Genomic DNA, 25,092 nt, shown 5'->3' with positions numbered 1-25,092 from the left:
GCCAATGGGGGCAACCTGTTCCGTTCATTGCGACGCGTTGGCACGGCGCTTGCCATTCCTGTCGTGTCGGCCGCTGAAAAAAATGGCCGGAGAACCAGAACACCCTAAGGGAGGCAACATGGAACAGGCAGGCGTTCCCGTGCAGGTCATGGGCATCGATGCCGGCGGCACGATGACCGACACGTTCTTCGTGCGTGCCGACGGCCGTTTCGTCGTCGGCAAGGCGCAGAGCAATCCTGACAATGAGGCGCAGGCGGTGATGGAAAGCTCCGCCGATGCGCTGGAGCAATGGAACCGCAGTGTGGGCGCGGTCTATGACGAGCTTGTCACCTGCGTCTATTCCGGCACGGCGATGTTGAACCGGGTGGTTCAGCGCAAGGGGCTGGATGTCGGCCTGATCGTCAATCGCGGGCTGGAAGATCATCACCGCATGGGCCGGGCGATCCAGAGCTATCTGGGCTATGGCTTCGAAGACCGCATTCATCTGAACACCCACCGCTATGATCAGCCGCTGGTGCCGGCATCCCGCACCCGCGGTGTCACCGAGCGCTGCGACAGCCAGGGCCAGATCGTCATTCCGCTGCGGGAAGACGAGGTCAGGGTCGCCGCCCGCGAGCTGATCGAGGCCGGCGCGCGGGCGATCGTGATCAGCCTGCTGCATTCCTACAAGAACGGCGCCCCGGAACGGCGCGTCCGCGACATCTGCCTTGAGGTGGTGGCAGAGCTTGGCGCCGACATCCCGGTCTTCGCGTCCGTCGATTACTACCCTGTGCGCAAAGAGAGCCACCGCACCAACACCACCATCCTTGAGGCTTATGCCGCCGAGCCGTCGCGCCGGACCCTGACCCGGATCAGCGACAGCATGCGCGAGGTCGGCGGGCGCTTCGATCTTCGGGTGATGGCGAGCCATGGCGGCACGATCAGCTGGAAGGCCAAGGAACTGGCCCGCACGCTGGTATCGGGGCCGATCGGCGGCGTGATCGGGTCGCGCTTCCTGGGCCAGATGCTGGGCTATGACAACATCGCCTGTTCCGATATCGGTGGCACCAGTTTCGATATGGCCCTGATCACCAAGGGCAATTTCGCGATCGCGTCCGACCCCGACATGGCGCGGCTTGTGCTGTCGCTGCCCCTGGTCGCGATGGACAGCGTCGGCGCCGGCGCCGGCAGCTTCGTCCGTCTCGACCCCCATACCGGTGCCATCAAGCTCGGTCCCGACAGCGCCGGCTATCGCGTCGGCGTGTGCTGGGCCGAGAGCGGCATCGACACGGTCAGCGTCTCGGACTGCCATGTGGTGCTGGGTTATCTCAACCCCGACAACTTCCTGGGCGGGGCGGTGAAGCTGGATGTCGAACGGGCCCGCAAGGCGATCGCCGACCAGATCGCGGGGCCCCTGGGCCTGAGCGTCGAGGCGGCGGCCGCCGGCGTGATCGAACTGCTCGACCTGTCGCTGCGCGACCATCTGCGGGCGACGATCAGCGCCAAAGGCTACAGCCCCGGCGACTTCGTCTGCTTCTCGTATGGTGGCGCCGGGCCGGTGCATACCTATGGCTACACGCAAGGGCTTGGCTTCCGCGACGTGATCGTGCCGGCCTGGGCGGCCGGTTTCTCGGCCTTCGGCTGCGCCACCGCCGATTTCGAATACCGCTATGACAAGAGCGTCGATGTGGCGATCCCGGCCGATGCCGGCGACGACGCCAAGGCACGCGCCTGTGCGACGCTTCAGCAGGCCTGGCTGGAATTGTCGGACCGGGTGATCGAGGAATTCGCCATCAACGGCTTCAAGCCCGAAGACGTGCTGCTGAGCCCCGGCTATCGCATGCAGTATCTGGGGCAGTTGAACGATCTGGAGATCATCAGCCCGATCACCACCGCCCAGACCCCGGCCGACTGGGACAAGCTGGTCGACGCCTTCGATGAAACCTATGCCCGGGTCTATGCCAGTGCCGCCCGCTCGCCTGAGCTGGGCTTCAGCGTCACCGGCGCGATCATGCGCGGCAGCGTCGCCACCACCAAGCCGGTGCTGCCGGAAGAAGCCGATGCCGGCCCGGTCCCGCCCGAGACCGCACGCCTGGGCACCCGGCGCTTCTATCGCAACGGCGCCTGGGAAGATGCGGTGATCTGGCGGATGGAAGATCTGAAGGCGGGCAATCGCATCGACGGCCCGGCGATCGTGGAAAGCCCGGCCACGACCTTCGTGCTGCCGCGCGGCTTCGCCACCCGTCTCGACAGCCACCGGCTGTTCCATCTGATCGAGACCGGCGCCGACTGACCATTCGGCATCTCTTCCCTTTCATTCAAAGACATCAAAGGAATACCCGAGATGAACGTGATGTCATCCGAACGGCGTGAGGGCCTGGTCCGCGGCGGGCTGACGCTGAAGGAAAACCGGGCGCGGATCCTGGATCTGACGGCAAAGACCGGCTATTACGCCGGCCTCGAGACCCTCGCCCTGAAGCAGAGCGACCCGATCGGCTATGAGAAGATGTTCTCGAAGCTGCGCGGCGGTCTGGTTCATGCCCGCGAAACCGCCAAGAAGATCGCCGCCTCGCCGATCGTGGAACAGGAGGGCGAGCTGTGCTTCACCCTCTATAACGCCGCCGGCGACTGCGTGCTGACCTCGACCGGCATCATCATCCATGTCGGCACCATGGGTGCCGCGATCAAATACATGATCGAAAACGGTTGGGAGTCCAATCCCGGCATCTCGCCCGGTGACATGTTCACCAACAACGACTGCTCGATCGGCAATGTCCACCCCTGCGATATCGCCACCATCGTGCCGATCTTCTGGCAGGACAAGCTGGTCGGCTGGGTGGGTGGCGTCACCCATGTGATCGATACCGGCTCGGTCGGCCCCGGCTCGATGTCGACCGGCCAGATCCAGCGTTTCGGCGACGGCTATCAGGTCACCTGCCGCAAGACCGGCATCAATGACGTGCCGCTGCGCGACTGGCTGCATGAAAGCCAGCGCTCGGTCCGCACCACCAAATACTGGATCCTGGACGAACGCACCCGCATCGCCGGCTGCCACATGATCCGCGATCTGGTCGAAGAGGTTCTGGCCGAACAGGGGGTCGACCACTGGGAGAGCTTTGCCTACGAAGTCATTGAGGAAGGCCGCCGTGGCCTGCAAAGCCGGGTCAAGGCGATGACCATTCCCGGCACCTATCGCAAGGTCGCCTTCGTCGACGTGCCCTATGCCCACGAAGATATCGGCTGCCCCTCGGCCTTCGCCAAGATCGACAGCATCATGCATGCGCCGGTCGAGATGACGATCAATGCCGATGCCACCTGGAGGCTCGATTTCGAGGGCGCCAGCCGCTGGGGCTGGCACACCTACAACGCCAATCAGGTCGCCTTCACCAGCGGCATCTGGGTGATGATGACCCAGACCCTGGTGCCGACCGAGCGGATCAATGACGGCGCCTATTACGGCACCAGGTTCCGGCTGCCCAAGGGCACCTGGATGAACCCCGACGACCGGCGCACGGGGCATGCCTATGCCTGGCATTTCCTGGTGTCGAGCTGGAGCGCGCTGTGGCGCGGCGTCTCCACCGCCTATTACGGTCGCGGCTATCTGGAAGAGGTCAATGCCGGCAACGGCAACACCTCGAACTGGCTGCAGGGCGGCGGCATCAATCAGGACGGCGAGGTGCACGCGGTCAACAGCTTCGAGACCGCCGCCACCGGCACCGGCGCCTCGGCGATCAAGGACGGGCTCGACCACGCCGCCGCGATCTGGAACCCCGAAGGCGACATGGGCGACATGGAGATCTGGGAGCTGGCGGAGCCCCTGATCTATCTGGGTCGCAACGTGAAGGCCAATTCCGGCGGCTATGGCCAGTATCGCGGCGGCTGCGGCTTCGAGACCCTGCGCATGGTCTGGAAGGCCGAGGACTGGACCATGTATTTCATGGGCAATGGCTACATGGTCAGCGACTGGGGCCTGATGGGCGGCTATCCATCGGCGACCGGCTATCGCTTCGAAGCCCATGACACCGGCCTTGCCCGCCGGATCGCCAATGGCGAGCCCCTGCCCTTCGGCGCCGATGCCGACCCCGACAATCCGGATTACGAGAACCGGATCGATGCCGGCGCGCGGGTGAAGCGCGACCATCAGGCGATGACCACCGAGGCGGTGTTCGAGAACCACGACCTGTATCTGAACTATATCCGCGGCGGCCCCGGCTTCGGTGACCCGCTGGACCGCGACCCGGCCTCGATCGAGAAAGACCTGAACGAACGCGCCCTGCTGCCGCGCTATGCGACCTCGGTGCATGGCGCCGTGGCCATGAAGGTGGGCAACGGCCGCTGGGAAGTCGATGCCGCGGCCACGGCCGAGCGCCGCGCCCAGATGCGCCGTGACCGCATCGCCCGCAGCCGCCCGACCCGGGACTGGATGGCCGATGAACGCCGCCGGATCCTGGACAAGCAGGCCTCGCTGCCGGTGCGGCACATGTTTGCCACCAGCTTCGGGTTGTCGGACAAGTTCCTGAATGATTTCCGCCGGTTCTGGGATCTTCCCGACGATTGGACGATCGTCGAGAGCGAGCTTGGCATCCCGTCCTTCGGGTCGAAGCATCGCATGGATCTGTCGGCCCTGCCCGATGTGACGACCATCCGGCTGGTCGAGGAATGAGCGGCGCCGCACCCCTCATTCCCCTGTTCTGACACATGATCTTGTGAGGATGTCGCAATGTCGAACTACACCAAGAAGCAGGTCGCGGATCTGGTCGACGGACGGCTGGACTGGGATGTCGTCCACCGCATGCTGTCGAGCCCCAAGGACGCCGACCGGTTCGTGAAATTCATCGCCGTGCTTCAGGAGCGCGCCGCATGGCCCGACCGCATCCTGCTGCCGCTGGGCCCGCATCTGTTCATCGTTCAGGATCAGGACAAGGCCTGGAAGATCAAATGCGGCTGCGGTCATGTGTTCTGCGATCATGACCGCAACTGGAAGCTCGAAGCCCTGGTCCATGTCCGCGAAACCGTCGAGGCGATGAACGAGGTCTATCCGAAGCTGATGGCCCCGGACCCGTCCTGGCAGGTCTATCGCGAATATTGCTGCCCCAGTTGCGGCGTGCTGCTCGACGTCGAAGCACCGACGCCGTGGTATCCCGTCCTGCATGATTTCGAGCCGGACATCCCCACCTTCTACAAAGATTGGCTGGGGCTGGACGTGCCGGAACGCGCCGGGGCATAGGCGCCGGTCGCCCGGAACGCCATGACGGCAGATCAGCCTGGCGGCGGTCGGATCAATCCGGCCGCCGCCATCGTCGTTGTCGGCATCCGTCAGCCCGGCCGGTTGACCATCCAGATGCCGCCGGCAACCAGCACCATGGCCAGCGCAAAGGCGGGGGTGAGCGTATCGCCCAGGATCAGGGCGGCCGCGGCCACGCCGAACAGCGGGGTGAGGAAGCTGAAGGCCGAGAGCCTGGATGCCGGATAGCGCGAGATCAGCACGAACCAACCCAGATAGGACAGGCTGGCCACGATCACGATCTGGAAGCCCATCGACAACACAACCGTGGTGGTCAGCGGAATTGCCAGATCCGCGCCATGAGCCAGCGCCAGCAGCGGCAGGGCCACGGCCGACACCGCCAGTTGATAGAGCAAGGTCACCAGCGGCGCGGTCCGCGACAGCGTGCTGGCCTTGATCAGCAGCGTCGTCGCCCCCCAGGCGATGGCGGCACCGACCATCAGCAGGTCGCCGAGCAGCGAGCCGCCGCCTGCGAACAGCCCGTCGGCGAAGGCCGCGATGATGCCGGCAAAGGCCGAGATCAGCCCCAGCACCTGCCAGCGGCCCAGCCTTTCGCCCGGCAGCATCAGATGGCCGCCGATCGCGACCACGAAGGGGGCTACATACAAGAAGATGATGGCGCGCGAAGCTGTGGTCAGCGACACGCCGGTATAGAGCAGCGCGAATTCCAGCGCGAACAGCAGCCCGGCGCCGATGCCCGGCAGAACCGTGCCGGTGGGCACGAAACCGCGCCGCCGGCCCAGCCCCAGCACCACCACGCCCACGATGAGCGTGGCGCCGACCGAGCGCAGAGCCGCCTGGGACAAGGGTGCGGCACCATCGGCGACCGCCAGCTTCACGATCGCCTGTTGCAGGCCCCAGCAGGCGCACAGCACCACCATCATCGCCGCGGCGCCAGCATCCAGCCGGCCGCGCGGCGCCGGGCGCAAGGCGCCCTCGCTCGTGCTTGCCATTGGGTCGGGGGTCTCCTTCAGGCATTTCCTCAGGGTGGCGATTTCGTGCCGCAACACCCTTGTTCTATTGGTCATACGCGGTTTTCAACCCAGCGGCAAGGCGACCGACCCATGCATGCAGGACATGATTGACAGGCATGAATGGAGGGGCTTAAGCTTATTTGGAAACATGGTTTCCCAATAGGAAACATCTTGATGAAATCACTGACCTCCGCGCTGGCGATCTATGGCAGCTTTGCCACCACCCGCCAGCCGCTCGGCATCTCGGACATCTGCGAGCGCACCGGCCTTGCGAAAAGCCAGGTGTCGAAGGTGCTCAGCACCTTTCGCGACCAGGGCTTTCTTGAGCAGGATCCCGTCACCCGCAAATACCGGGTCGGGCCGATGAGCTTTCTGGTCGGCGTCGCCTATGCCCAGACCCATGGCCTGACCCGTCAGGCGCTGCCGATCATGCGCGAGATCGCCGACCGGTCGGGCCATTCGGCCGTGCTGACGGTGCGCGAGGCCGACACCGTGTTCCATCTGATGGCGGTCGAAGGGCAGTTCTTCGTCGACAGCCGCTGGCGGGTGGGCATGTCGGTGCCGTTCCACGCCACCGCCGCCGGCAAGATCCTGACCGCCTATGACGAACCGGAGGTGCTGGCACGGATGATCGCGGTGCACGGCCTGCCCCAGATCACGCCCAAGACCATCACCGACCCTGATGCCCTGGCCCTTCACCTTCGGGCCGTCCGTGCATGCGGCAGCGCCGTCACCGCCGGCGAGAGCGCGCCGGGGCTGGTGGCGCTGGCGGTGCCGGTGTTCGGCGAGACCGAGCAGATCCGGGCGGCGCTCAGCTTCATCATGCCGCAGCAGAGCTATGACCCGGCGGCGGCCGACATCCATGTGGCCGAGCTGCACAGCGCCGCCCGCAGCCTGTCGTTCCGTCTGGGCGCCGAAACCTATCCCTTCGGCGGCGCGCCGGCCGAATTCCGCCGCGCCGAGAGCGCCTGACATCGGTCGGCATGACCGACTGATCGACGGCCCCGAACCGGTCGGCCGACGCATGGGAGTGTGCGGCCGGTCGTCACCACCATCCGTCGGCCGCCATAGCAGCCGGCATCGCCGCGCACCCTGCCGGTGCCACGCCCCCGCAGGCACGGCCACCGCGCAAGACGCAGCCCATCAAGATAAAGAGATGTGAGGCTTCATGACCCGGACCTTCAATCGCCACCTGCTTGGCGCCGCCGCCGTCGCGGCCCTGGCCCTGACCGCGACCCCGATCCTGACCGCCGGCACGGCGCGTGCCGCCGATGAGGGTACCAAACCCAAATCGCTGACCATCCTGGCCGGTCCGACCGGCAGCTCGTTCTTCGCCACCGCCGCCGGTGTCGCCGCCATTCTGGGCGACGAGGGTGTGCGCGCCAATGCCGAGATGGGCGGCGGCACCTCGAACGTCGTCGGCGTGTCGCGTGGCATGGGCGAGCTGGGCCTGACCATGAGCATCGTGCCCAGCGTCGCCAAGGCCGGCAAGCCGCCCTTCCAGGAACCGATCGACAATGTCCGTGGCATCGCGTCGTTCACCTCGATGCTGGCGCATGTCGCGGTCGCCCGCGATGCCGGCGTCGGCTCGCTGGCCGAGCTGAAGGGCAAGCGCTTCGCGTCCCAGCCCGTGGGCCAGGCGACGGCGCTGATCTTCGACGATATGCTGGCCGCCAGCGACATCGATCCGGCCGGGATCGATCTGGTGCGCGGCGGGCTCAGCTTCCAGACCGACCAGATCAAGGACCGCCACGCGGTCGGCATGATCTCGGTCGCCAACTATCCCGCGAGCTTCTTCACCGAGCTTGCCAATTCGTCGGACATCACCTTCCTGACCATCGATGACGCGCTGGCCGAGAAGCTCCAGAGCCTCAACCCCGGCTATGTCCGCACCGAAATTCCCGCCGGCACCTATCCCGGCCAGGATGCGGCCGTGCCGACCGTCGGCACCTCGATGATGATGATCGCGTCCGAGGACATGTCCGACGACGAGGCCTATTGGCTGACCCGCACCCTGATCCAGAAGTTCAAGCGTCTTCAGGGTGCCCATGCCTCGCTGGCCCGGCTGGAGCCGGCCGACATGGCGCGCATGCCCGGCATCACCATTCATCCGGGCGCGCTGCGCGCCTATGAAGAGGCCGGCGTCGCCGCGAAGTGATCTAGCGGGCGACGGACCCGGTGCCCGATGAGGGCATCGGGTCCGCTTCCGCCCGATTTTTCAGATCATTGCGCGCGTTTCCCGATACGGAAGAAGACCTCAGGATGACCACCGCCAACGACACCGGCGGAGGGCCCGCCGCGCGCGGCGGCCTTCGGCCTGTGCTGCGCCACATGGCCCATGCCGTGGCGATCGGCATGTCACTGTTCCACATCTGGGCGGGTGTGTTCGGCGAGCCGCCGGCGCTCGCCTATCGCCCGGTCCATCTGCTGCTGGCCTTCGCGGTCATGCTGCTGCTCGCGGCCTCGATGCGCGCGCCTGAGGCCGGCGTCCGGCGCTGGCTGGGCCTGGGCTGGGATCTGCTGATGCTGCTGGCGATCATCGCCGCCACGCTGTTCCTGGTGATGGACAATGTCCGCATCTCGGAGCGGATGGAATACATGACCCGGCTGCTGACCAGCGAACGCGTGCTGGGCGCATTGCTGATCCTGGCGGTTCTGGATGCCGTGCGGCGCAGCATCGGCTGGCCGATGGTGGTGATTACCGCGGTGTTCCTGATCTATACCCAGGTGGGCGACCTGCTGCCCTATCCGTTCTGGCATCGCGGCTATTCGATCGACCGGGTGATCGAGCAGATGTATCTGACGGTCGACGGGATCTGGACCGTGCCGCTGGCGGTGACCGCCAGCTATATCTTCCTGTTCGTCCTGTTCGGTGCCCTGCTGGTCGCCTCGGGCGCCGGCGAGTTCTTCACCCAGCTCGCCCGCGCCCTGACCGGCCGGATCGTCGGCGGGCCGGCCAAGACCGCCGTGGTCTCGTCGGCCTTCTTCTCGATGCTGTCGGGCAGTTCCACCGCCAATGTCGTCACCACCGGCAGCTTCACCATCCCGGCCATGAAACGTGGCGGGTTCAGCGGCCCCTTCGCCGGCGGCGTGGAGGCCGTCGCCTCGACCGGCGGCCAGATCATGCCGCCGATCATGGGGGCCGCCGCCTTCATCATGATGGAAACCCTGGGTGTTCCCTATGGCGACATCATGATGGCGGCGATCCTGCCGGCGCTGTTCTATTTCGCCTCGGTCTTCATCATGGTCGACCTGGAAGCCCGGCGTCTGAACCTGCGCCCGGCGGCCGACGAGGAAATTCCCCGCGCCTGGCCGGTACTGAAGGCACAGGGCTATCTGCTGGTCCCGGTGATCTTCATGGTCTGGGCACTGGTCGCGGGCTATACCCCGGCCCGCGCGGGTGTCTGGGCGATCGGCATGCTGGCCGCGATGATCATTGTCTTCGACCGCCGCAAGGGCGTGCGCGGCCTGCTCGCCATCTTCGCCGATGCGCTGATCACGGCGCCCAAGCTGATCGCGCCGATCACCGCCGCCTGTGCGGTCGGCGGCATCATCGTCGGCGTGGTGTCGATGACCGGGCTGGGCTATCGCATGGCCACGATCATCATCGAGACATCGCATGGCATTCTGCCGCTGGCACTGGCGCTGACCATGGTGGTGGCGGTGATCATGGGCATGGGCATGCCGACCAGCGCCGTCTATATCGTGCTGGCGGTGATCCTGGCCCCGGCCTTCGTCGATTTCGGCGTGGTGCCGATCGCGGTGCACATGTTCATCTTCTATTATGCCGTGATTTCGAACATCACACCGCCGCTCGCCGTCGCCTCGTTCGCCGCCGCCGCCGTCGGCAATGCCGATCCGTGGCGCACCAGCATGAACGCGGTGCGCCTGGGCCTGCCGGTCTTCGCCATCCCCTATGTCTTCATCTATCACCCCGAATTTCTGGCGCAGGGCAGCCTTCCCGACATCGCCTATGTCTGCGTGCTGATGGCGCTGTCGGTGGTGGCGATCGCGATTGCCTCGATCGGCTGGTTCCGCGTGCCATTATCGGGGCGGACCCGCGCCGCCGCGTTGCTGTTCGCCGCGATCCTGCTGCCATCGGAGCACTTCGACCGCGTCATTCAGCTTGCGATCGTCGCCGCGACCTTCGGGCTGTTCTGGCTGCTGCTGACCATCGACATCCGCCGGAACGGCCCCCTCGCCGCCCCGGCCGCGACCCCCGACAGGAGAAAGACCCCATCGTGACCGCGATCACCGACCATCTTGCCCGGCTGGCCCCCGCCAGCCGCGACAAGGGCCGCCTGCCCGTCGGCAACACGGCCTCCGGCGCCGAGATTTCGCTGCCCTATCTGCTGGCCCGTGGCCGCCATGACGGCCCCGTGCTGTGGGTGACGGCCACCGTTCATGGCGACGAGGTCAACGGCACGCTGGCGGCGCTGGAATTCATCCGCACGCTGGACCTCGACCGGATGCGCGGTGCCTGTATCGTCATCCCCACCGCCAATCCGCTGGCCTTCGATGCCCGCACCAAGACGGCACCACAGGACGGGCTGGACATCGACCAGCAATTCCCCGGCGCGGCTCAAGGATTGACCACGCAGCGGGTCGCGGCCCGGCTGTTCGACGATGTCGCCCGCATTGGCGACTGCCTGATCAGCCTGCACACCCTGACCGCGCATTTCGAAGCCCTGCCTTATGGCGTCTACAAGCTGCATCCGGACGCGCCCGTGGCCGAAGACCTGCTGCTGCGGCATCTGTCGTTCTATGACCCCAGCGTCGTCTGCCTGATGCCGACGGTGAAGGCGGCGGGCGAACTGCCCGGCAATATCAGCGGCGCCATCGACTATCAGTTCCAGGCCCTGGGCAAGCCGGCCTTCATGGTGGAGCTTGGCGCCGGCAGCCGGATCGAATGGCCCTATGTCCATCAGGGCGTCATCGGCCTGCGACGGAGCGCCATCGAGCTTGGCATGTTCGACGGCACCGGCGACGACGCCGACGGCTGGTCGCGACCGGCGCCCGGCGGGCGGATCCGCAAGGTGCTGAAGCGCCGTCACATCACCGCCGACCGGGGCGGTCTGTTCCGCGCCGCCTGCACGCCCGGCGATATTCTGCCCGCCGGACAGGCATTGGGGGTGATCACCGACATTTTCGGCGATATCGTCGACACCGTGACCTTCGCCGAGCCGGTGCTGGTGATCGCCGCCCGCCGTGACCCGGTGGTCGCGACCGGCGATCGGATCGGCTTCGTCGCCACCGCCTGGGAGGAACGGCAGCTACCGGGCGCGTGAACCGGTCTGCCATGTCCGGCCCCCGCCGCCCCTCGTCTGCCCTGGCCTTGAGTGAGATGCCCGCTTCCATGTCCGATATCCGCCGCGTTCCGCATGCCGCCCATTGGGGCTCGTTCACCGCCATCGTCCGCGATGGCCGGCTGGTCGAGGCGATCCCGCGTGAGGGTGACCCCTATCCCTCGCCGATGGTCGCCACCACCCCGGATGCCGTGAACCATCGCATCCGGGTGGCCCGGCCGGCCGTGCGGCGCGGCTGGCTGGAGGGCGGCACCGATCGCGGCCGCGACCGGCGCGGCGCCGATGATTTCGTGGCCGTGCCATGGGACGAGGCGCTGGACATGGTGGCGGGCGAAGTGGCGCGCGTGCGTCGCGACCATGGCGGCGAGGCGATCTTCGGCGGCTCTTATGGCTGGTCGAGCGCCGGCCGCTTCCATCACGCCAAATCGCAGTTGCACCGGTTCCTGAACGCCGGCGGCGGCTTCACTGATCAGGTTCAGAATTACAGCTATGCCGCTGCGATCACGATTCTTCCCCATATCCTGGGAACGATCGAGGCGGTCCAGGGGCCGGTGTCGTCGCTGGACGGGCTGGCCGCACATTGCCGGCTGATGGTGTGCTTCGGCGGCCTGCCCAGGATCAATCTTCAGATCGAGGCCGGCGGCAATGGCGTGCACACCGGCGCACTCTGGCTGGAGCGGATGCGCGAGGCCGGCATCCGCATCGTCTGCATCACGCCGTCAAAGGCCGATGTGCCGCCCGGCGCCGAATGGCAGACCATCCGGCCCAACACCGATACCGCGGTCATGCTGGCCATGGCCGGGGTTCTGCTGGATCAGGGGCTGGCGGATCAGGATTTCCTGAACCGCTGCACCGTCGGCGCCGAGCGTGTCTTCGCCTATCTGCGCGGCGACGAGGACGGCACGCCCAAGACCCCTGAATGGGCCGAGGCCATTTCGGGCGTGCCGGCGGCGACCATCCGCGCGCTGGCGCTGGCGCTGAAGGCCGAGCGGTCGTTCGTCAACGTCTCGTGGTCGTTGCAGCGGGCCGATCGCGGCGAGCAGGCGCTGTGGGCGGCGATCGCGCTGGCCTGCATGGCCGGCCATGTCGGCCTGCCCGGCGGCGGCTTTGCGCTGGGACTGGCGTCGCTGGGCAATATGGGCGCGCCGCGCCAGCCGATGGCCTCGCCACGCATCGGCCTGGGCCGCAACCAGACCGGGCGGTATATCCCGGTGGCGCGGATCAGCGACATGATGCTCAACCCCGGCGGCGCCTATCGCTATAACGGCCAGGACATGACCTATCCCGATATCCGGATGGTCTATTGGTGCGGCGGCAATCCCTTCCATCACCATCAGGATCTGAACCGGCTGGTCACCGCCTTCCGGCGCCCGGAAACCGTGGTCGTGCATGAACAGTTCTGGACCGCGACCGCCCGTCATGCCGACATCGTGCTGCCGGCGACCACGACGCTGGAGCGCAACGACATCGGCGCCAGCGGCCGCGACCGATTTATCCTGGCCATGCACAAGGCGATCGAGCCGCTGGGCGAGGCCCGCAACGACTATGACATCTTCTCAGGCCTCGCCCGACGTCTGGGCATCGAGGACGCCTTCACCGAAGGCCGCGACGAGATGACCTGGCTGCGGGCGCTGTATGCCGAGGCCGCGACGGCCAACGCGGCGCGCGGCATCGATTTCCCTGATTTCGACAGCTTCTGGCAATCGGGCATGGTCGAAGTGCCCGAGCCTGAGACGCCCTATACCATGTTCGCCGATCTGCGCGCCGACCCGGCCGCCCATCCGCTGCACACCCCGTCGGGCCTGATCGAACTGCATTCCGAGCGTGTGGCGTCGTTCGGCGATGCCCATTGCCCCGGCCATCCGGTCTGGATCGCGCCCGATGAATGGCTGGGCGCCGATCTGGCCGGGCGCTATCCGCTGCACCTGATCAGCCATCAGCCGGCCACCCGCCTGCATGGCCAGCTCGATCCGGCGGGGTTGAGCACCGGTGCCAAGATCCAGGGTCGCGAGCCGGTGGTCATCCATCCCGACGATGCCGCACGCCGGGGCATCGGCGACGGCATGATCGTGCGGGTGTTCAACGATCGCGGCGCCACGCTCGCCGGTGCCGTGGTTTCGGCGGATGTCATGCCGGGCGTGGTCCGGCTGGCGACCGGTGCCTGGTATGACCCGGTCGACCCGTCCACCCCCGGCAGCCTGGACAAGCATGGCAATCCGAACGTGCTGACCGCCGACCGGCCGACATCCGCGGTCTCGCAGGCGCCGAGTGCCCATTCGACCCTGGTCGAGATCGAGGTCTTCGACGGCACGCCGCCGGCGGTGACCGCATTCGAACCGCCGGTCATGACCCCTCGCCGCCAGGAGGCCGCATCGTGAAGCGCAGCACACGCCTGATCCATCTGGGGCGGCCCCCAAGAACCGGCCACGGGCCGCGCACCGTCAACCACCCGGTGGTGCGCGCCTCGACCGTGCTGTTCGACAGCACCGCCCAGATGGCCGATGCCCGCCGCCGCCGCGACACCGAGCGGCTGTTCACCTATGGCGTGCGCGGCACCCCCACGGCCTTCGCGCTGGAAGACGTGATCGCCGATCTGGAAGGCGGCTTCGGCGCCAAGCTGTATCCGTCCGGACAAGCAGCGGTCGCCGGCGCGATGCTCGCCTTTCTGAAGCCCGGCGACCATGTGCTGGTGACCGACAGCGTCTACCAGCCGGTGCGGCGGCTGTTTGCCCGCCATCTGGAAGCGCGCGGCATCCAGGTGGATTACTACCGCCCCGACGGGTCGGACATCCTCGATCTGATCCGGCCGGAAACCCGGCTGATCCACGCCGAAAGCCCCGGTTCCTTCACCATGGAGATGCAGGATATCCGGGCGCTGGCCGATATCGCCCATGACGCCGGCGCGCTGCTGTCGGTCGACAACACCTGGGCCAGTGGCTGGGCGTTCCAACCGCTGGCTCATGGCGCCGATCTCTCGATCCTGGCCGCGACCAAATATGTCTGCGGCCATTCCGATGTGATGATGGGCACGGTCACCACCACCGAGGCCCATTACCAGACGCTGCACGATAGCTGGCTGACCCTGGGCACCGTGGTCTCAGCCGATGACTGCGCGCTGGCGCTGCGCGGCGTGCGGACCCTTCCGATCCGCTTCGATGCCCATGGCCGCCACGCAATGGCGGTGGCGAACCATCTGGCGGCACGGCCTGAGATTGCGGCCGTGCTGTATCCGCCGCGCGAAGGCGATGCCGGACATGCGCTGTTCACCCGCGATTTCACCGCCGCCGCCGGGTTGATGACGGTCGCCTTCCAGGCCGATATCCCTCGGGCGCGGGTGGAGGCAATGGTCGACGCGCTGGAGCTGTTCGGCATCGGCGCATCCTGGGGCGGATTCGAAAGTCTGGCGCTGATCTGCGACCTGTCGAACCGCAGGGCCGATGCCGATATCCGCCCCGGCATCCATTTGCGGCTGCATATCGGCCTGGAAGACCCGGATGACCTGATCGCTGATCTGGATGCCGCGATGCTAGCCCTTGGCGGCTGAACCCGACACGCGTGGATCGCGGGCGGCCGCCAGCAGCGCCCGGGTATAGGGGGCGGTGGCATGGCCGGCATGGATGTCGTCGCGGGTGAGCGTTTCCACCGCCTGCCCGCGATGCATCACCAGCGCCCGCGAACACAGATGCGCCACCACCGCCAGATCATGGCCCACCATCAGCACGGTCAGGCCACGGGCCGTCCGCAGGCCGTCGAGCAGGTTCAGCACCTCGGCCTGCACCGATACATCCAGCGCCGAGGTCGGTTCGTCGAGCAGCAGCACCCGTGGTTCCAGGATCAGCGCGCGGGCGATCGCCACCCGCTGGCGCTGCCCGCCCGACAATTGGTGCGGAAAGCGGAAACGCAGCGCCGCATCCAGCCCGACATCGGCCAGGGCTCCCAGAATCCGCGGCTCGGTATCGCCGATGCCGTGGATCGCCAGCGGCTCGGCCAGGATGCGATCGACGGTGTGGCGGGGATGCAGCGCGGTCGATGGATCCTGAAACACCATCTGCATCAGTCGCGCCCGCGCCCGCCGGGCGACGAGCCCGCGCGCGGCACCACCGCCATCCGCCACCACCACCGGCCGATCGTTCAGCAGCACCCGCCCCGCAGCGGGTGCCACCAGCCCGGCCACCGCCCGGAGCAGGGTCGACTTGCCGGAACCGCTTTCCCCGACCACGCCCACCGCGTCGCCCTCGCCCACCGTCAGCGACACATCGTCCACCGCGGCGAGGCCGCTGAAACGGACAGTCAGCGACTGAATGGCGATCATGACCCGCGCCCTTCGGACGAGGTCGCCTGCGGCCCGTCCCGCCAGCGCGGATCGCGCACCAGCACCGGCAATGGCGCCACGCGCGCATCCAGCCGCGGCCGGCAGCCGATCAACCCACGGGTATAGGGATGGCGGGCATGGCCAAGCCCGTCCGCCGGCAGTGTCTCCATGATCCGGCCGCCATACATCACCGCCACCCGGTCGGTGAAAGCCGCGACCAGATCCAGATCATGAGAGATCAGCACCAGCCCCATGGCCCGGTCGCGAACCAGCCCGTCGATCAGCGCCAGAATCTCGCCGCGCACCGACACATCCAGCGCCGAGGTCGGCTCGTCGGCGATCAGCAGTTCCGGTTCACCAGCCAGCATCATCGCGATCATCACCCGCTGCGCCATACCGCCCGACATCTGATGCGGATACAGATCATGCACCCGTGCCGGGCCGTCGATCCGCACCCGGTCGAGCAGATCCAGTGCCGCGGCCCTGGCGGCCCGGCCGCGCAGGCCGCGATGCAGGCGCAGGCCCTCGGCGATCTGGGCACCGGCGGTCATGACCGGGTCCAGCGCCGCCTTCGGATCCTGCAACACCATGGCGATGCGCCGGCCGCGCAGGCGCCGCATCGCGTGGCCGGCCAGAAGATCGATGCCGTCGAAAGCGAGACGGGTGGCCCGGACCCGTGCCTGATGCGGCAGCAAGCCCATCACCGCGCGCATCGAGATCGATTTGCCCGACCCGCTCTCTCCCACGATCGCCAGCCTTTCCCCCGCCGCCATCGACAGGCTGATGCCGCGCACCGCCTCAACCATGCCGTCGGGACCGGGAAAGGCCACCGACAGATCCTGAATGTCGAGCCAGTCCGGCCGGCCGGCCCGATCCACGCCATCACCGCCGATCATGAGCCGCTCCCCGTGCGGCCGCGCGGGTCCAGCACGTCGCGCAAGCCGTCGCCCAGCAGGTTGAACCCCATGCTGACGATGAAGATGGCAACGCCCGGCAGGGTCGCCACCCACCATTGATCGATGATGTAATCGCGCCCCGTCGCCACCATCGCTCCCCATTCCGGCGCCGGCGCCTGCACGCCCAGCCCCAGAAAACCAAGCCCCGCGAAGATCAGGATCACGCCCGCCATATCCAGGGTCAGCCGCACGATCACCGACGACAGGCAGAGCGGCGCCACATGCGATGCCAGAATCCGCAGATCGGAGGCCCCCGCCAGCCGCGCCGCCTGCACGAAATCGCGCCCCCGCACCAGCCGGGCCTCGGCTCGCGCCAGCCGCGCATAAGGTGGCCAGCCGGTGACCGCGATCGCCGCGATCGCGTTCTCGATCCCCGGTCCCAGAACCGCCGCCAGGGCCAGGGCCAGCACCAGCCGCGGAAAGGCCATGACGATATCGGTCAGCCCCATCAGCACGGTATCGATCCAGCCACCGAAATAGCCGGCGGCAATGCCGATCGCCAGCCCCACCGGCCCGACCAGAACCGCCACCGACAGCACCACGGCCAAGGTGAGCCTGGCGCCGTGCACGACCCGCGCGAAGATGTCGCGGCCAAGATGGTCGGTGCCCAGCCAGTGCATGGCATCGGGCGGCAGCAGCCGGGCGGTCAGATCCTGCGCCAGAGGATCGGTGGTTGCGATCACCGGCGCGGCCGCCGCCATCACCAGCAGCAGTGCCACGATCAATGCGCCGACAACCGTGGCCGGATTGCCGAGCGCGCGCGCCAGCAGGCCGAGCATGGCCAGACGGCGCGCTTCGGCCCGGCTGCGCGGGGTGCGGGCGGCATGGCGGGCCATACGGCCGACAGGCGACAGACGCCGGCGGGCTGCGACGTGATCAGGCATCATTGCGCGGCCTCGTTGCGCAACCGCGCATCCAGCCGGCGGTGGATCAGGTCGGCCGCCCGGTTCATCAGCACGAAGGCCACACCCACCACCAGAGTGCCGCCCAGCACCGCGTTCATATCGGCGGCGAACAGCGCCTGGGTGATGTACAGCCCGATACCGGGCCATGCGAAGACGGTTTCGGTCAGCACAGCACCTTCCAGAAGATGGGCAAAGGTCAGCGCCACCACGGTGACCAGCGGCACCAGGATATTGCGGAAGGCATGCCCCCACAGGATCAGCGCCTCGGGCACACCCTTGGCGCGGGCCGCCAGAATGTAATCCTGCCCAAGCTGTTCGATCATCAGAGACCGGGTCATCCGCGCCACATAGGCCATTGAAAAATAACCCAGGATCGCCGCCGGCAGGATCAGGTGACGAAAGCCGTCGAGCATTGCCGCCGGCTCGCCCGCAAGCAGGGTATCGATCAGCACGAAGCCGGTGACCTCGGGGATCGTATAGGCCCAGACCACGTCCAGCCGGCCGGGGCCGGCCACCCAGCCAAGCCGGGCATAGAACACCAGCAACCCTACCAGCCCCAGCCAGAACACCGGCACCGAATAGCCGACCAGCGCCACCGCCCGCACCAGATGATCGGCCAGCCGTCCGGCGCGGGCGGCAGCGATCACCCCCAGGGGCACGCCAAGCCCGACGCCGATGATCGTGCCGGCCATGGCCAGTTCCACCGTTGCCGGAAACACCCGCGCCACATCCTCGGCAACCGTCAATCCGGTCATCGTCGACCGGCCCAGATCGCCGTTCAGCACGTTCCACAGATAGAGCAGCAATTGTTCATAAAGCGGCAGATCGAGGCCAAGCGCCACGCGCGCCGCCTGATAAGCCGCGGGGCCGGCGCGGTCACCCGCCACCACCAGCGCCGGATCGATCGGCACCACCCGGCCGATCAGGAAGGTCACCACCACCAGCCCCAGCAGGGTGACCGCCAGACCGACCACCAGACCGGTCGCGGCCTTGAACGACGACCGGCCGGCAACAGGCGGTCCTGCCCTCACTTGGTGACCTGCCAGTAGATATAGGTGTCGAAGGCCGGGCCCGAAATCCAGCCGGTCACCGGCTTGCGCATGGCGGTGGGCTCGGTCTGCTGGAACATCACGATCACCGGCCCCTCCTCGCGCAGCCGCTGCTGGATATCCTGATACAGCGCCACCCGGGCCTCGGTGTCGCGCTCGCCGACCGCGGCTTCCGCAAGCCCGCCGATCTCGTCATTCTTCCAGGCGTTGCGCCATGCGATGGTCTTGGCCGTGCCGCCCTCGCTGTTGTCGGGATTGCGGGCGAAATAATCGACCGTGGAATTCGGGTCGCCATAATCGGGCGACCAGTACATCAGCAGGGCTTCATGCGCCCGTGCCCGGTATTTGGTCAGCACCTGACGGGTATCGGCGGTCACCAGCGTGACCCGGATGCCGATCTCGGCGAAATTGGCCTGCAGCGCCTGGGCAATGTCGCGATAGGGGGCCACGCCTGACACGTCGAGCTTCAGATCGAAGCCATCGGCATAGCCGGCCTCCGCCATCAGCGCCCGGGCCTTGTCGACATCGCGCGCATAGGGCCGGTCGGTCAGGGCGCCAAAGCTGCCGGCCCCCAGGATCGCCTGATGCGGCCGGTACAGCCCGTCGAGCAGGGTGGAGGCGATGCCGTCATAATCGATCGCCCAGCGCATCGCCGCACGCACCTTCGGGTCGGTCAGCGCCTCGACCTTCTGGTTCAGGGCCAGATAATAGATCGTGGCCTTGGGCTCGGTTTCGACCTTCAGGTCAAGATTGCCGGCAATACCCTTCAACTGCTCGGTGCCAAGCCGGCGGGCGATATCGACATCGCCTTTCTCCAGCAGCAGCCGCTGCGCGGTCGGCTCGGGCACATGGCGGATGATCACCCGCTTGAGTTTGGGTGCGCCGGCATAGAAATCCGGGTTGGCCTCCAGCACCACCGCTTCCTTGGGCCGCCACGTCACCAGCCGATAAGCGCCGCTGCCGGCACTGTTGGTCTTCAGCCAGCCATTGCCGAAATCGCCGTCGGTCTCGTGTGCCTGCGCCTCGACGTGATCCACCACAGCGCCGATGCTCGATGACAGGCTGTTGAGCACGAAACTTGGCGCGAAGACCTCGCCCATGGTCAACTCCAGCGTCGCATCGTCGCGCGCCACCACCATCTGGTCGACCGTCTCGGGCGTCCAGCCCAGCCGGGTCAGGATGAAGGATGGCGCCTTGTTCAGCTTCACCACCCGCTGCAATGAGAACGCGGCATCATGGGCGGTCAGTGGCCGGCCGCTCTGGAAGGTGATGCCGGGGCGCATGGTGAAGGTGAAGGTCCGCCCGTCGTCGGATATTTCCCAGCGCTCGGCAGCCCCGCCCTGGATCTTCGTGAAGTCCTGCGGGTCCGGCACGGTCAGGCGCAGATAGACGTTGTTGAGGATTTCGCCGGTCGCCAGTTCGAAGCTCTCGGCCGGATCGAAGGTCGCGATATCGTCGATGTAATGGGCCATCACCAGCGTGTCGGGCGGCGTCGCCGCCCGCGCCGGCGCCATGCCCGGCACCGCCAGGACCGTCACGACCGGCACCGCCAGGCCCATCACGACCGGCAGGGCCAGCGCCGCAGCGAACTGGCGCAGGCGCGACCAGACGCCGTCTCGCCCCGACACGCGGCTGGCGAGGCGCGTGCGGTCGGCAGTCATGAGATCGGTCACTGCTTCTGAACTCCCGACACAATCAAAATCCGTCGCCTGCATCATGAAGCATCGATGCCGTCTGCGCCAAGCCCGCGCACGACAGACCGGTCAACCGACCGCCGTCTCCTCGGCCGTGCCCGGCCCGTCATCGTCGGCGCCGGCCAGATTCCGGGCCACCACGATCGGCAGGCACAGCCGCACCGTGGTACCGAATCCATAGGTGCTGTCGATGTCGATGGTGCCGCCCTGAAGTTCTGTCAGGGCTTTGGCAACGGTCAAGCCCAGCCCGGCGCCCTCGAACCGTCGCGACAGCCCGTCATCGGCCTGAAAAAACGGCTCCGCGACGTGGGCCAGACTTTCCGGCGGAATGCCGATGCCGGTATCGCTGATGGTCAGGGCGGCGATGCCGTCGGGCCGGACCTCGACCAGAGCCACCACCTCTCCATCCGCTTCGGTGAACTTGATGGCGTTGTCGAATACATGGTCGAGCACCCGGGTGCAGCAGCGCGGATCGGCCAGCACATGAACCGGACCGTTGTCGACATGCTCCAGTCGGACACCAGCCCTGCGCGCCTTCTCGGCCGCGGTGCGCACCGCCAGACGCAGCATGCCCTGCGCCTCCACCCGGCGCAGTTCCACCACCTCCTCGCCGCCATCGATCCGGCCAAGGCCGATGATCGCGTCGACCATGGTGATCAGCCGTCGACCGGCGCGGCCGATCTCGTCGACATAGCCGTCATAGGCGGCGGCACCCAGCGGGCCGTGCATCCGGGCGCCGATCAGGTCGGCATAGCCCAGGATCGCCGCAAGCGGCGTGCGCAGCTCGTGGCTCATCATCGAAATGAAACGGGATTTCGCCCGGCTGGCGCTGTCGGCGATGTCCCGGGCCTCGGCCATGGCGGCCTGGACGGCGCTGCGCTCCTCGACGTCATGAAAGCTGATCACCAATCCGCCGACCGCACGATCATGGCGAAGATCGCGCACCAGCACGTCGCAGGCGCGCGCGCCCCGCCCGGCCAGGTCGATGCGGATCTCGTCCGTGGCCGAGGCGCAGGCGCCGCCGGCCACCAATGCCACCAGCCCGGCCAGCCGGACGCCGTCATCAGACGCCGCCAGATCGGCGATGTTGCGGCCGAGCGCGGCTTTTGCCAATTCATGAGGGCCCGCCGCCTCAAGCACCGTGGCTCCGTCATTCGTGACCACGATCAGGTCGGTGGCGTTCTCCAGCAGCGCGGCCATCCGCTGCTGGCCCAGCCGCAACGCCTCTGCCTCGCGGGCGGCGGAGATGGCGAAGCGCTTGTCCACCGCCGCCGAGGCGACGACGATCACCACGACCAGGATCGCACCCAGGGCCACGAACACCGCCATGACCTCGGGCCGGACCGCATGATAATTCGCCTCAAGAAACAGCAGCTTGCCAAGTGCTATGGTCGGCTGCGGCTCGAAGCGCGCCGCGGCCATGCCGACGTAATGCATGCCGGCAATCGCGACCGTCATCACCAGCGAGGCCGCAAGCTTGACGAACAGGCCGGTCCTGCGGCGCGCGATACCAAGGGCCGCAGTGGCGGCCACGAATGCGACAAGCAGGCTGAGCCCGAACATATAGGGTTCATAGAGCAGGCGTGCCGGCATCCGCATCGCCGCCATGCCCAGGTAATGCATGCCGGCCACGCCTGATGCCGTCAGCAGCCCGGCGCCGGGAAGCGTCAATGGCCCGATCTTCTCGCGACTGACCAGCACCAGCCCGACCGTGGTCAGGGCCACCGCCAGCAGCAGTGACAGCACGGTCAGGGTCAGATCATAGCTGACCGGAAACGGCAGTTCATGGGCCAGCATGCCGATGAAATGCATCGACCAGATGCCACCGCCCAGGACGACGCCGCCGGCGACGATCCACAGCATCCGCATCCGCCCGCGTGCCTCGCCGATCCGCGCCGCCGTCTGAAGCGCCGCACAGGAAGCCAGGAACGCGATCATCAGCGACAAGGCGACCAGCCATGGCTGCAGGCTGCCTGATACGAAATGGTCATGGGCCGCTTCGGTGAATTCGAACATCTGCGTCCAGACCCTCTGCGGCCGCCGTGCACTGATACCATCGGCCGGCAAGGCTCCCGATTCATGGGTTCCCGACCGCCGTCTCCCCACACACCATCGTCCGGACGTCCCCAGCCGACGATCGGTGCAGCCGCGTGTTGGCCAGCTATTGCCGCCGGCCTGCGCTGAAACAGCGCGGCCGATGACGTTTCATGGCATTCTGCCTGCTGAGAATAAAGGAATCATGGACAAGCGACATGACCAAAACCGAAAATCCCGACCGCATGACCGCCGCTATCGCCGCCGCAGCCGCACCCGTCGGCCAAGCGATGGCCGGCCGGCGCAGCACCCGCGCGTTCCGGCCCGATCCGGTGGCGCGCGAGACGATCGAGCAGATCCTGGCCCTGGCCGCGCGCGCGCCCAGCGGGTCGAACATTCAGCCGTGGAAAGTGCACGTTCTGGCCGGCGAGGCCCGCGCCCGCGCGGTCGCGGCCATGACCGCCGATCATGCGGCCGGTAGCCCGCGCGCCGGTTGGGGCTATACCTATTACCCGGTGAAGTGGCGCGCGCCCTATCAGGAGCGACGGCGGGCGCTGGGCTGGTCGCTCTATGGCCTGCTCGGTATCGGACGCGGCGATGTCGACCGCATGCAGGCGCAGGAACGGCGCAACTACGCCTTTTTCGACGCGCCGGTGGGGCTGCTGATCACCATTGATCGCGACATGGAACAGGGATCCTGGGTGGATGTCGGCATCTTCGTGGGCCAGGTGCTGATCGCCGCCGAGGCGATGGGGCTTCAGACCTGCCCGCAGGCCGCACTCGCCACCTATGACGACGTGCTGCGCGAGGTGGCGGGGCTGGACCCGGGCGAGCAGATCGTCTGCGGCATCGCCATCGGCCATGCCGACCCCTGCGACGTCACCGCCCGGCTTGAAACCCCGCGCGAACCGGTGGAAGGCTTCGCGCGGTTTCTGGGCTTTCCCGACTGACCATGCGACAGCCGACCTGCCGGAACCAGCAAGCGGTCGGAACCAGCAAGCGGTCGGGCCGGTGCCCCGCCGCTTGCTGGTCCCGTCCGGCAAAAGCCGGGTTGCGGTCAGGCCCGGTCCCATTCCGGCGCGAAGGACGGATTGATCATCCGGCCATTGCCGCGCAGGGCATCGATGCGGGCGCGATCCGCATCGCTGAGCGTGATGTCGAGCGCCGCCAGATTGGCACGGATATGGGCCTCGCTACCGGCCTTGGGGATGGCGCTGACCATAGGCTGATCGATCAGCCAGCGCAGCACGATCTGGGCCGGGCTCGCGCCATGCGCGTCAGCGATCTCGCGGATCACCGGATCGTCGGCAACCTTGCCACGGGCGAGCGGGCTGTAGGCGGTGACCATCATGCCATGGGCCCGGGCATAGTCGATCACAGGCGTCTGGTTCAGATAGGGATGGTACTCCACCTGATCGGCCGCGACGTCGACGCCCAGTTCCTCGACCACGCGACGCATCAACGCGACCGGGAAGTTGCTGAGCCCGATCAGACGGGCGCGACCGGCGGCCTTCACCGCCTCCAGCGCCCGCATGGTCTGAGCCAGATCGACCTTGGGATTGGGCCAGTGGATCAGCAGCAGGTCGACCTGATCGACCGCGAGCTTCTTGAGCGACTCGTCCACCGACGCCTCAAGGGTGCCGGCGGCAAGACGCTCATACCAGACCTTGGTGGTCAGGAAGACCTCGCTGCGGTCGACGGGCGACTCGGCCAGCGCCTCGCCAACCTCGGCCTCGTTATCATAGATCTGCGCGGTATCGATGTGGCGATAGCCCAGTTCCAGTGCCGTGCGCACGGCACGGACACAGGCGCGGCCGGTGATCTGCCAGGTGCCGAAGCCCAGCGCCGGCACGCGGGCACCCTTGACGTCGATGATGGTCTGCTGAGGCATGGATCTCTCCAGGTATGTCAGGTCGGTCGCCGCGGCGATCGGCAGGGCCGCGGCTGGATATCATGATGCGTGGCGGCGGGCCGCCATGGCTGCGGCCGGTCAGTCGAGGGCGACACCCAGCCGGGCAGCAACGAAGTCCAGCCGGTCCTGGCCCCAGAACAGCTCGTCGCCCACGACATAGGTCGGTGCGCCGAAGACGCCAGCGGCCAGCGCCTCGCGGCCGAAGGCGTCGCGGGTGCGGATATGCTCTTCCGCCGCCGCTTCGGCCCGGGCGGGAAGCCCGCTGTCGAAGCCGTTGCGGCGGGTGATATCCACCAGCGTCTCAGGATCGGTGATGTCGCGATCCTCGGCCCAGACCGCGGTCAGCACACCACCGATCAGGCCGGCAGGATTGCCGCCCTCGGCGATGGCCTGCAACACCATCCGCGCGGCCCGGCTCTCATCGGCGGGAAAGAAGCGGGGTTCGAGGTTCAGCGGCACGCCCAGACGGTCGGGCCAGCGCCGCAATTCCATCATGCGATAGGCCTGACGCTGGACCGAGCGCTGCTTCAGCGGCAGACCGCCGGTTTCAGGAAAGATACGGCCCAGATCGACCGGCTTCCAGGCGATCTGCGCCCCGGCCCGGTCGGCGATCGCGACCAGCCGGTCATGGCCGAGATAGGTCCAGGGCGAGATCAGCGACAGATAGTAATCGACGCGCAGCGACAT

The 25,092-nt window shown here is 67.3% G+C and carries 19 protein-coding genes; 10 read left to right on the top strand and 9 right to left on the bottom strand.

Translation table 11 applies throughout. The features are described from left to right. Positions 1-118 precede the first annotated feature (118 nt). From WG924_RS01840 to WG924_RS01830, 3 genes are read left to right on the top strand one after another with little or no spacing between them, the layout of a single operon-like run. A complete protein-coding gene (locus WG924_RS01840) occupies positions 119-2,272 on the top strand; it encodes a hydantoinase/oxoprolinase family protein (RefSeq protein ID WP_345931167.1) in 2,154 nt (717 codons plus the stop codon). Between the two features lie 51 nt (positions 2,273-2,323). Continuing rightward, the gene (locus WG924_RS01835) at positions 2,324-4,642 is read left to right on the top strand and encodes a hydantoinase B/oxoprolinase family protein (protein ID WP_345931165.1); all 2,319 of its coding nucleotides are present in this window, start codon (positions 2,324-2,326) and stop codon (positions 4,640-4,642) included. Positions 4,643-4,699: 57 nt separating this feature from the next. After that, the gene (locus tag WG924_RS01830; RefSeq protein WP_345931163.1) at positions 4,700-5,206 is read left to right on the top strand and encodes an acetone carboxylase subunit gamma; all 507 of its coding nucleotides are present in this window, start codon (positions 4,700-4,702) and stop codon (positions 5,204-5,206) included. A gap of 89 nt (positions 5,207-5,295) precedes the next feature. Here the strand turns inward: WG924_RS01830 and WG924_RS01825 are convergent, their stop codons facing one another. Continuing rightward, positions 5,296-6,216 carry a DMT family transporter gene (locus WG924_RS01825; RefSeq protein ID WP_345931161.1) on the bottom strand — a complete coding sequence of 307 codons (921 nt, stop codon included), beginning with the start codon at positions 6,214-6,216 and terminating at the stop codon, positions 5,296-5,298. A 195-nt stretch (positions 6,217-6,411) separates the two neighbouring features. Between WG924_RS01825 and WG924_RS01820 the strand changes: the two genes are divergently transcribed. The 6 genes from WG924_RS01820 to metC all read left to right on the top strand — a co-directional run bounded on the left by WG924_RS01820 (position 6,412) and on the right by metC (position 15,087). Beyond that, positions 6,412-7,209, top strand: coding sequence for an IclR family transcriptional regulator (locus WG924_RS01820; protein ID WP_345931159.1), 798 nt, complete (start codon positions 6,412-6,414; stop codon positions 7,207-7,209). Positions 7,210-7,405: 196 nt separating this feature from the next. Continuing rightward, positions 7,406-8,395, top strand: a complete 990-nt coding sequence (locus WG924_RS01815; RefSeq protein WP_345931157.1) for a TAXI family TRAP transporter solute-binding subunit — start codon at positions 7,406-7,408, stop codon at positions 8,393-8,395. Positions 8,396-8,499: 104 nt separating this feature from the next. Continuing rightward, positions 8,500-10,482, top strand: coding sequence for a TRAP transporter permease (locus tag WG924_RS01810; protein ID WP_345931155.1), 1,983 nt, complete (start codon positions 8,500-8,502; stop codon positions 10,480-10,482). After that, on the top strand, positions 10,479-11,525 hold the full coding sequence (locus tag WG924_RS01805) for a M14 family metallopeptidase (protein WP_345931153.1): 1,047 nt from the start codon (positions 10,479-10,481) through the stop codon (positions 11,523-11,525). The genes WG924_RS01810 and WG924_RS01805 overlap by 4 nt, the downstream gene beginning before the upstream one ends. A 68-nt stretch (positions 11,526-11,593) precedes the next feature. After that, complete coding sequence (locus tag WG924_RS01800) at positions 11,594-13,921, top strand: molybdopterin-dependent oxidoreductase (protein WP_345931151.1); 2,328 nt, start codon at positions 11,594-11,596, stop codon at positions 13,919-13,921. Then, positions 13,918-15,087: a cystathionine beta-lyase gene (gene metC / locus WG924_RS01795; RefSeq protein ID WP_345931149.1), complete on the top strand. Its 1,170-nt coding sequence runs from the start codon at positions 13,918-13,920 to the stop codon at positions 15,085-15,087. The genes WG924_RS01800 and metC overlap by 4 nt, the downstream gene beginning before the upstream one ends. Here the strand turns inward: metC and WG924_RS01790 are convergent. The 6 genes from WG924_RS01790 to WG924_RS01765 all read right to left on the bottom strand — a co-directional run bounded on the left by WG924_RS01790 (position 15,070) and on the right by WG924_RS01765 (position 22,475). Further along, complete coding sequence (locus tag WG924_RS01790; protein WP_345931147.1) at positions 15,070-15,855, bottom strand: ABC transporter ATP-binding protein; 786 nt, start codon at positions 15,853-15,855, stop codon at positions 15,070-15,072. The genes metC and WG924_RS01790 overlap by 18 nt on opposite strands. Beyond that, positions 15,852-16,751 carry an ABC transporter ATP-binding protein gene (locus WG924_RS01785; RefSeq protein ID WP_345931145.1) on the bottom strand — a complete coding sequence of 300 codons (900 nt, stop codon included), beginning with the start codon at positions 16,749-16,751 and terminating at the stop codon, positions 15,852-15,854. Before WG924_RS01785 ends, WG924_RS01790 begins: the two co-directional genes overlap by 4 nt. Continuing rightward, positions 16,748-17,695 carry an ABC transporter permease gene (locus WG924_RS01780; RefSeq protein WP_372045147.1) on the bottom strand — a complete coding sequence of 316 codons (948 nt, stop codon included), beginning with the start codon at positions 17,693-17,695 and terminating at the stop codon, positions 16,748-16,750. The genes WG924_RS01785 and WG924_RS01780 overlap by 4 nt, the downstream gene beginning before the upstream one ends. Then, entirely contained in the window at positions 17,695-18,747 is a 1,053-nt protein-coding gene (locus WG924_RS01775; RefSeq protein WP_345931143.1) for an ABC transporter permease, read from the bottom strand. The genes WG924_RS01780 and WG924_RS01775 overlap by 1 nt, the downstream gene beginning before the upstream one ends. Further along, positions 18,744-20,438, bottom strand: a complete 1,695-nt coding sequence (locus tag WG924_RS01770) for an ABC transporter substrate-binding protein (RefSeq protein WP_345931141.1) — start codon at positions 20,436-20,438, stop codon at positions 18,744-18,746. The genes WG924_RS01775 and WG924_RS01770 overlap by 4 nt, the downstream gene beginning before the upstream one ends. A 90-nt stretch (positions 20,439-20,528) precedes the next feature. Continuing rightward, on the bottom strand, positions 20,529-22,475 hold the full coding sequence (locus WG924_RS01765; protein ID WP_345931139.1) for a sensor histidine kinase: 1,947 nt from the start codon (positions 22,473-22,475) through the stop codon (positions 20,529-20,531). Between the two features lie 308 nt (positions 22,476-22,783). On the opposite strand from WG924_RS01765, the gene WG924_RS01760 reads away from it, so the two are divergent. Beyond that, positions 22,784-23,443 carry a nitroreductase gene (locus tag WG924_RS01760; protein ID WP_345931734.1) on the top strand — a complete coding sequence of 220 codons (660 nt, stop codon included), beginning with the start codon at positions 22,784-22,786 and terminating at the stop codon, positions 23,441-23,443. Positions 23,444-23,550: 107 nt separating this feature from the next. Here WG924_RS01760 and WG924_RS01755 read toward each other — a convergent pair whose 3' ends face one another. After that, positions 23,551-24,384: an aldo/keto reductase gene (locus tag WG924_RS01755; RefSeq protein ID WP_345931137.1), complete on the bottom strand. Its 834-nt coding sequence runs from the start codon at positions 24,382-24,384 to the stop codon at positions 23,551-23,553. A 99-nt stretch (positions 24,385-24,483) separates the two neighbouring features. Continuing rightward, on the bottom strand, positions 24,484-25,092 hold the full coding sequence (locus WG924_RS01750) for a 2-hydroxychromene-2-carboxylate isomerase (protein WP_345931135.1): 609 nt from the start codon (positions 25,090-25,092) through the stop codon (positions 24,484-24,486).

Source organism: Tistrella arctica (assembly GCF_039630945.1).
In the GTDB taxonomy this organism is placed as follows: domain Bacteria; phylum Pseudomonadota; class Alphaproteobacteria; order Tistrellales; family Tistrellaceae; genus Tistrella; species Tistrella bauzanensis.
The sequence above is the reverse complement of the archived record's forward strand: the minus strand, read 5'-3'. Positions and strand labels throughout refer to the sequence as shown.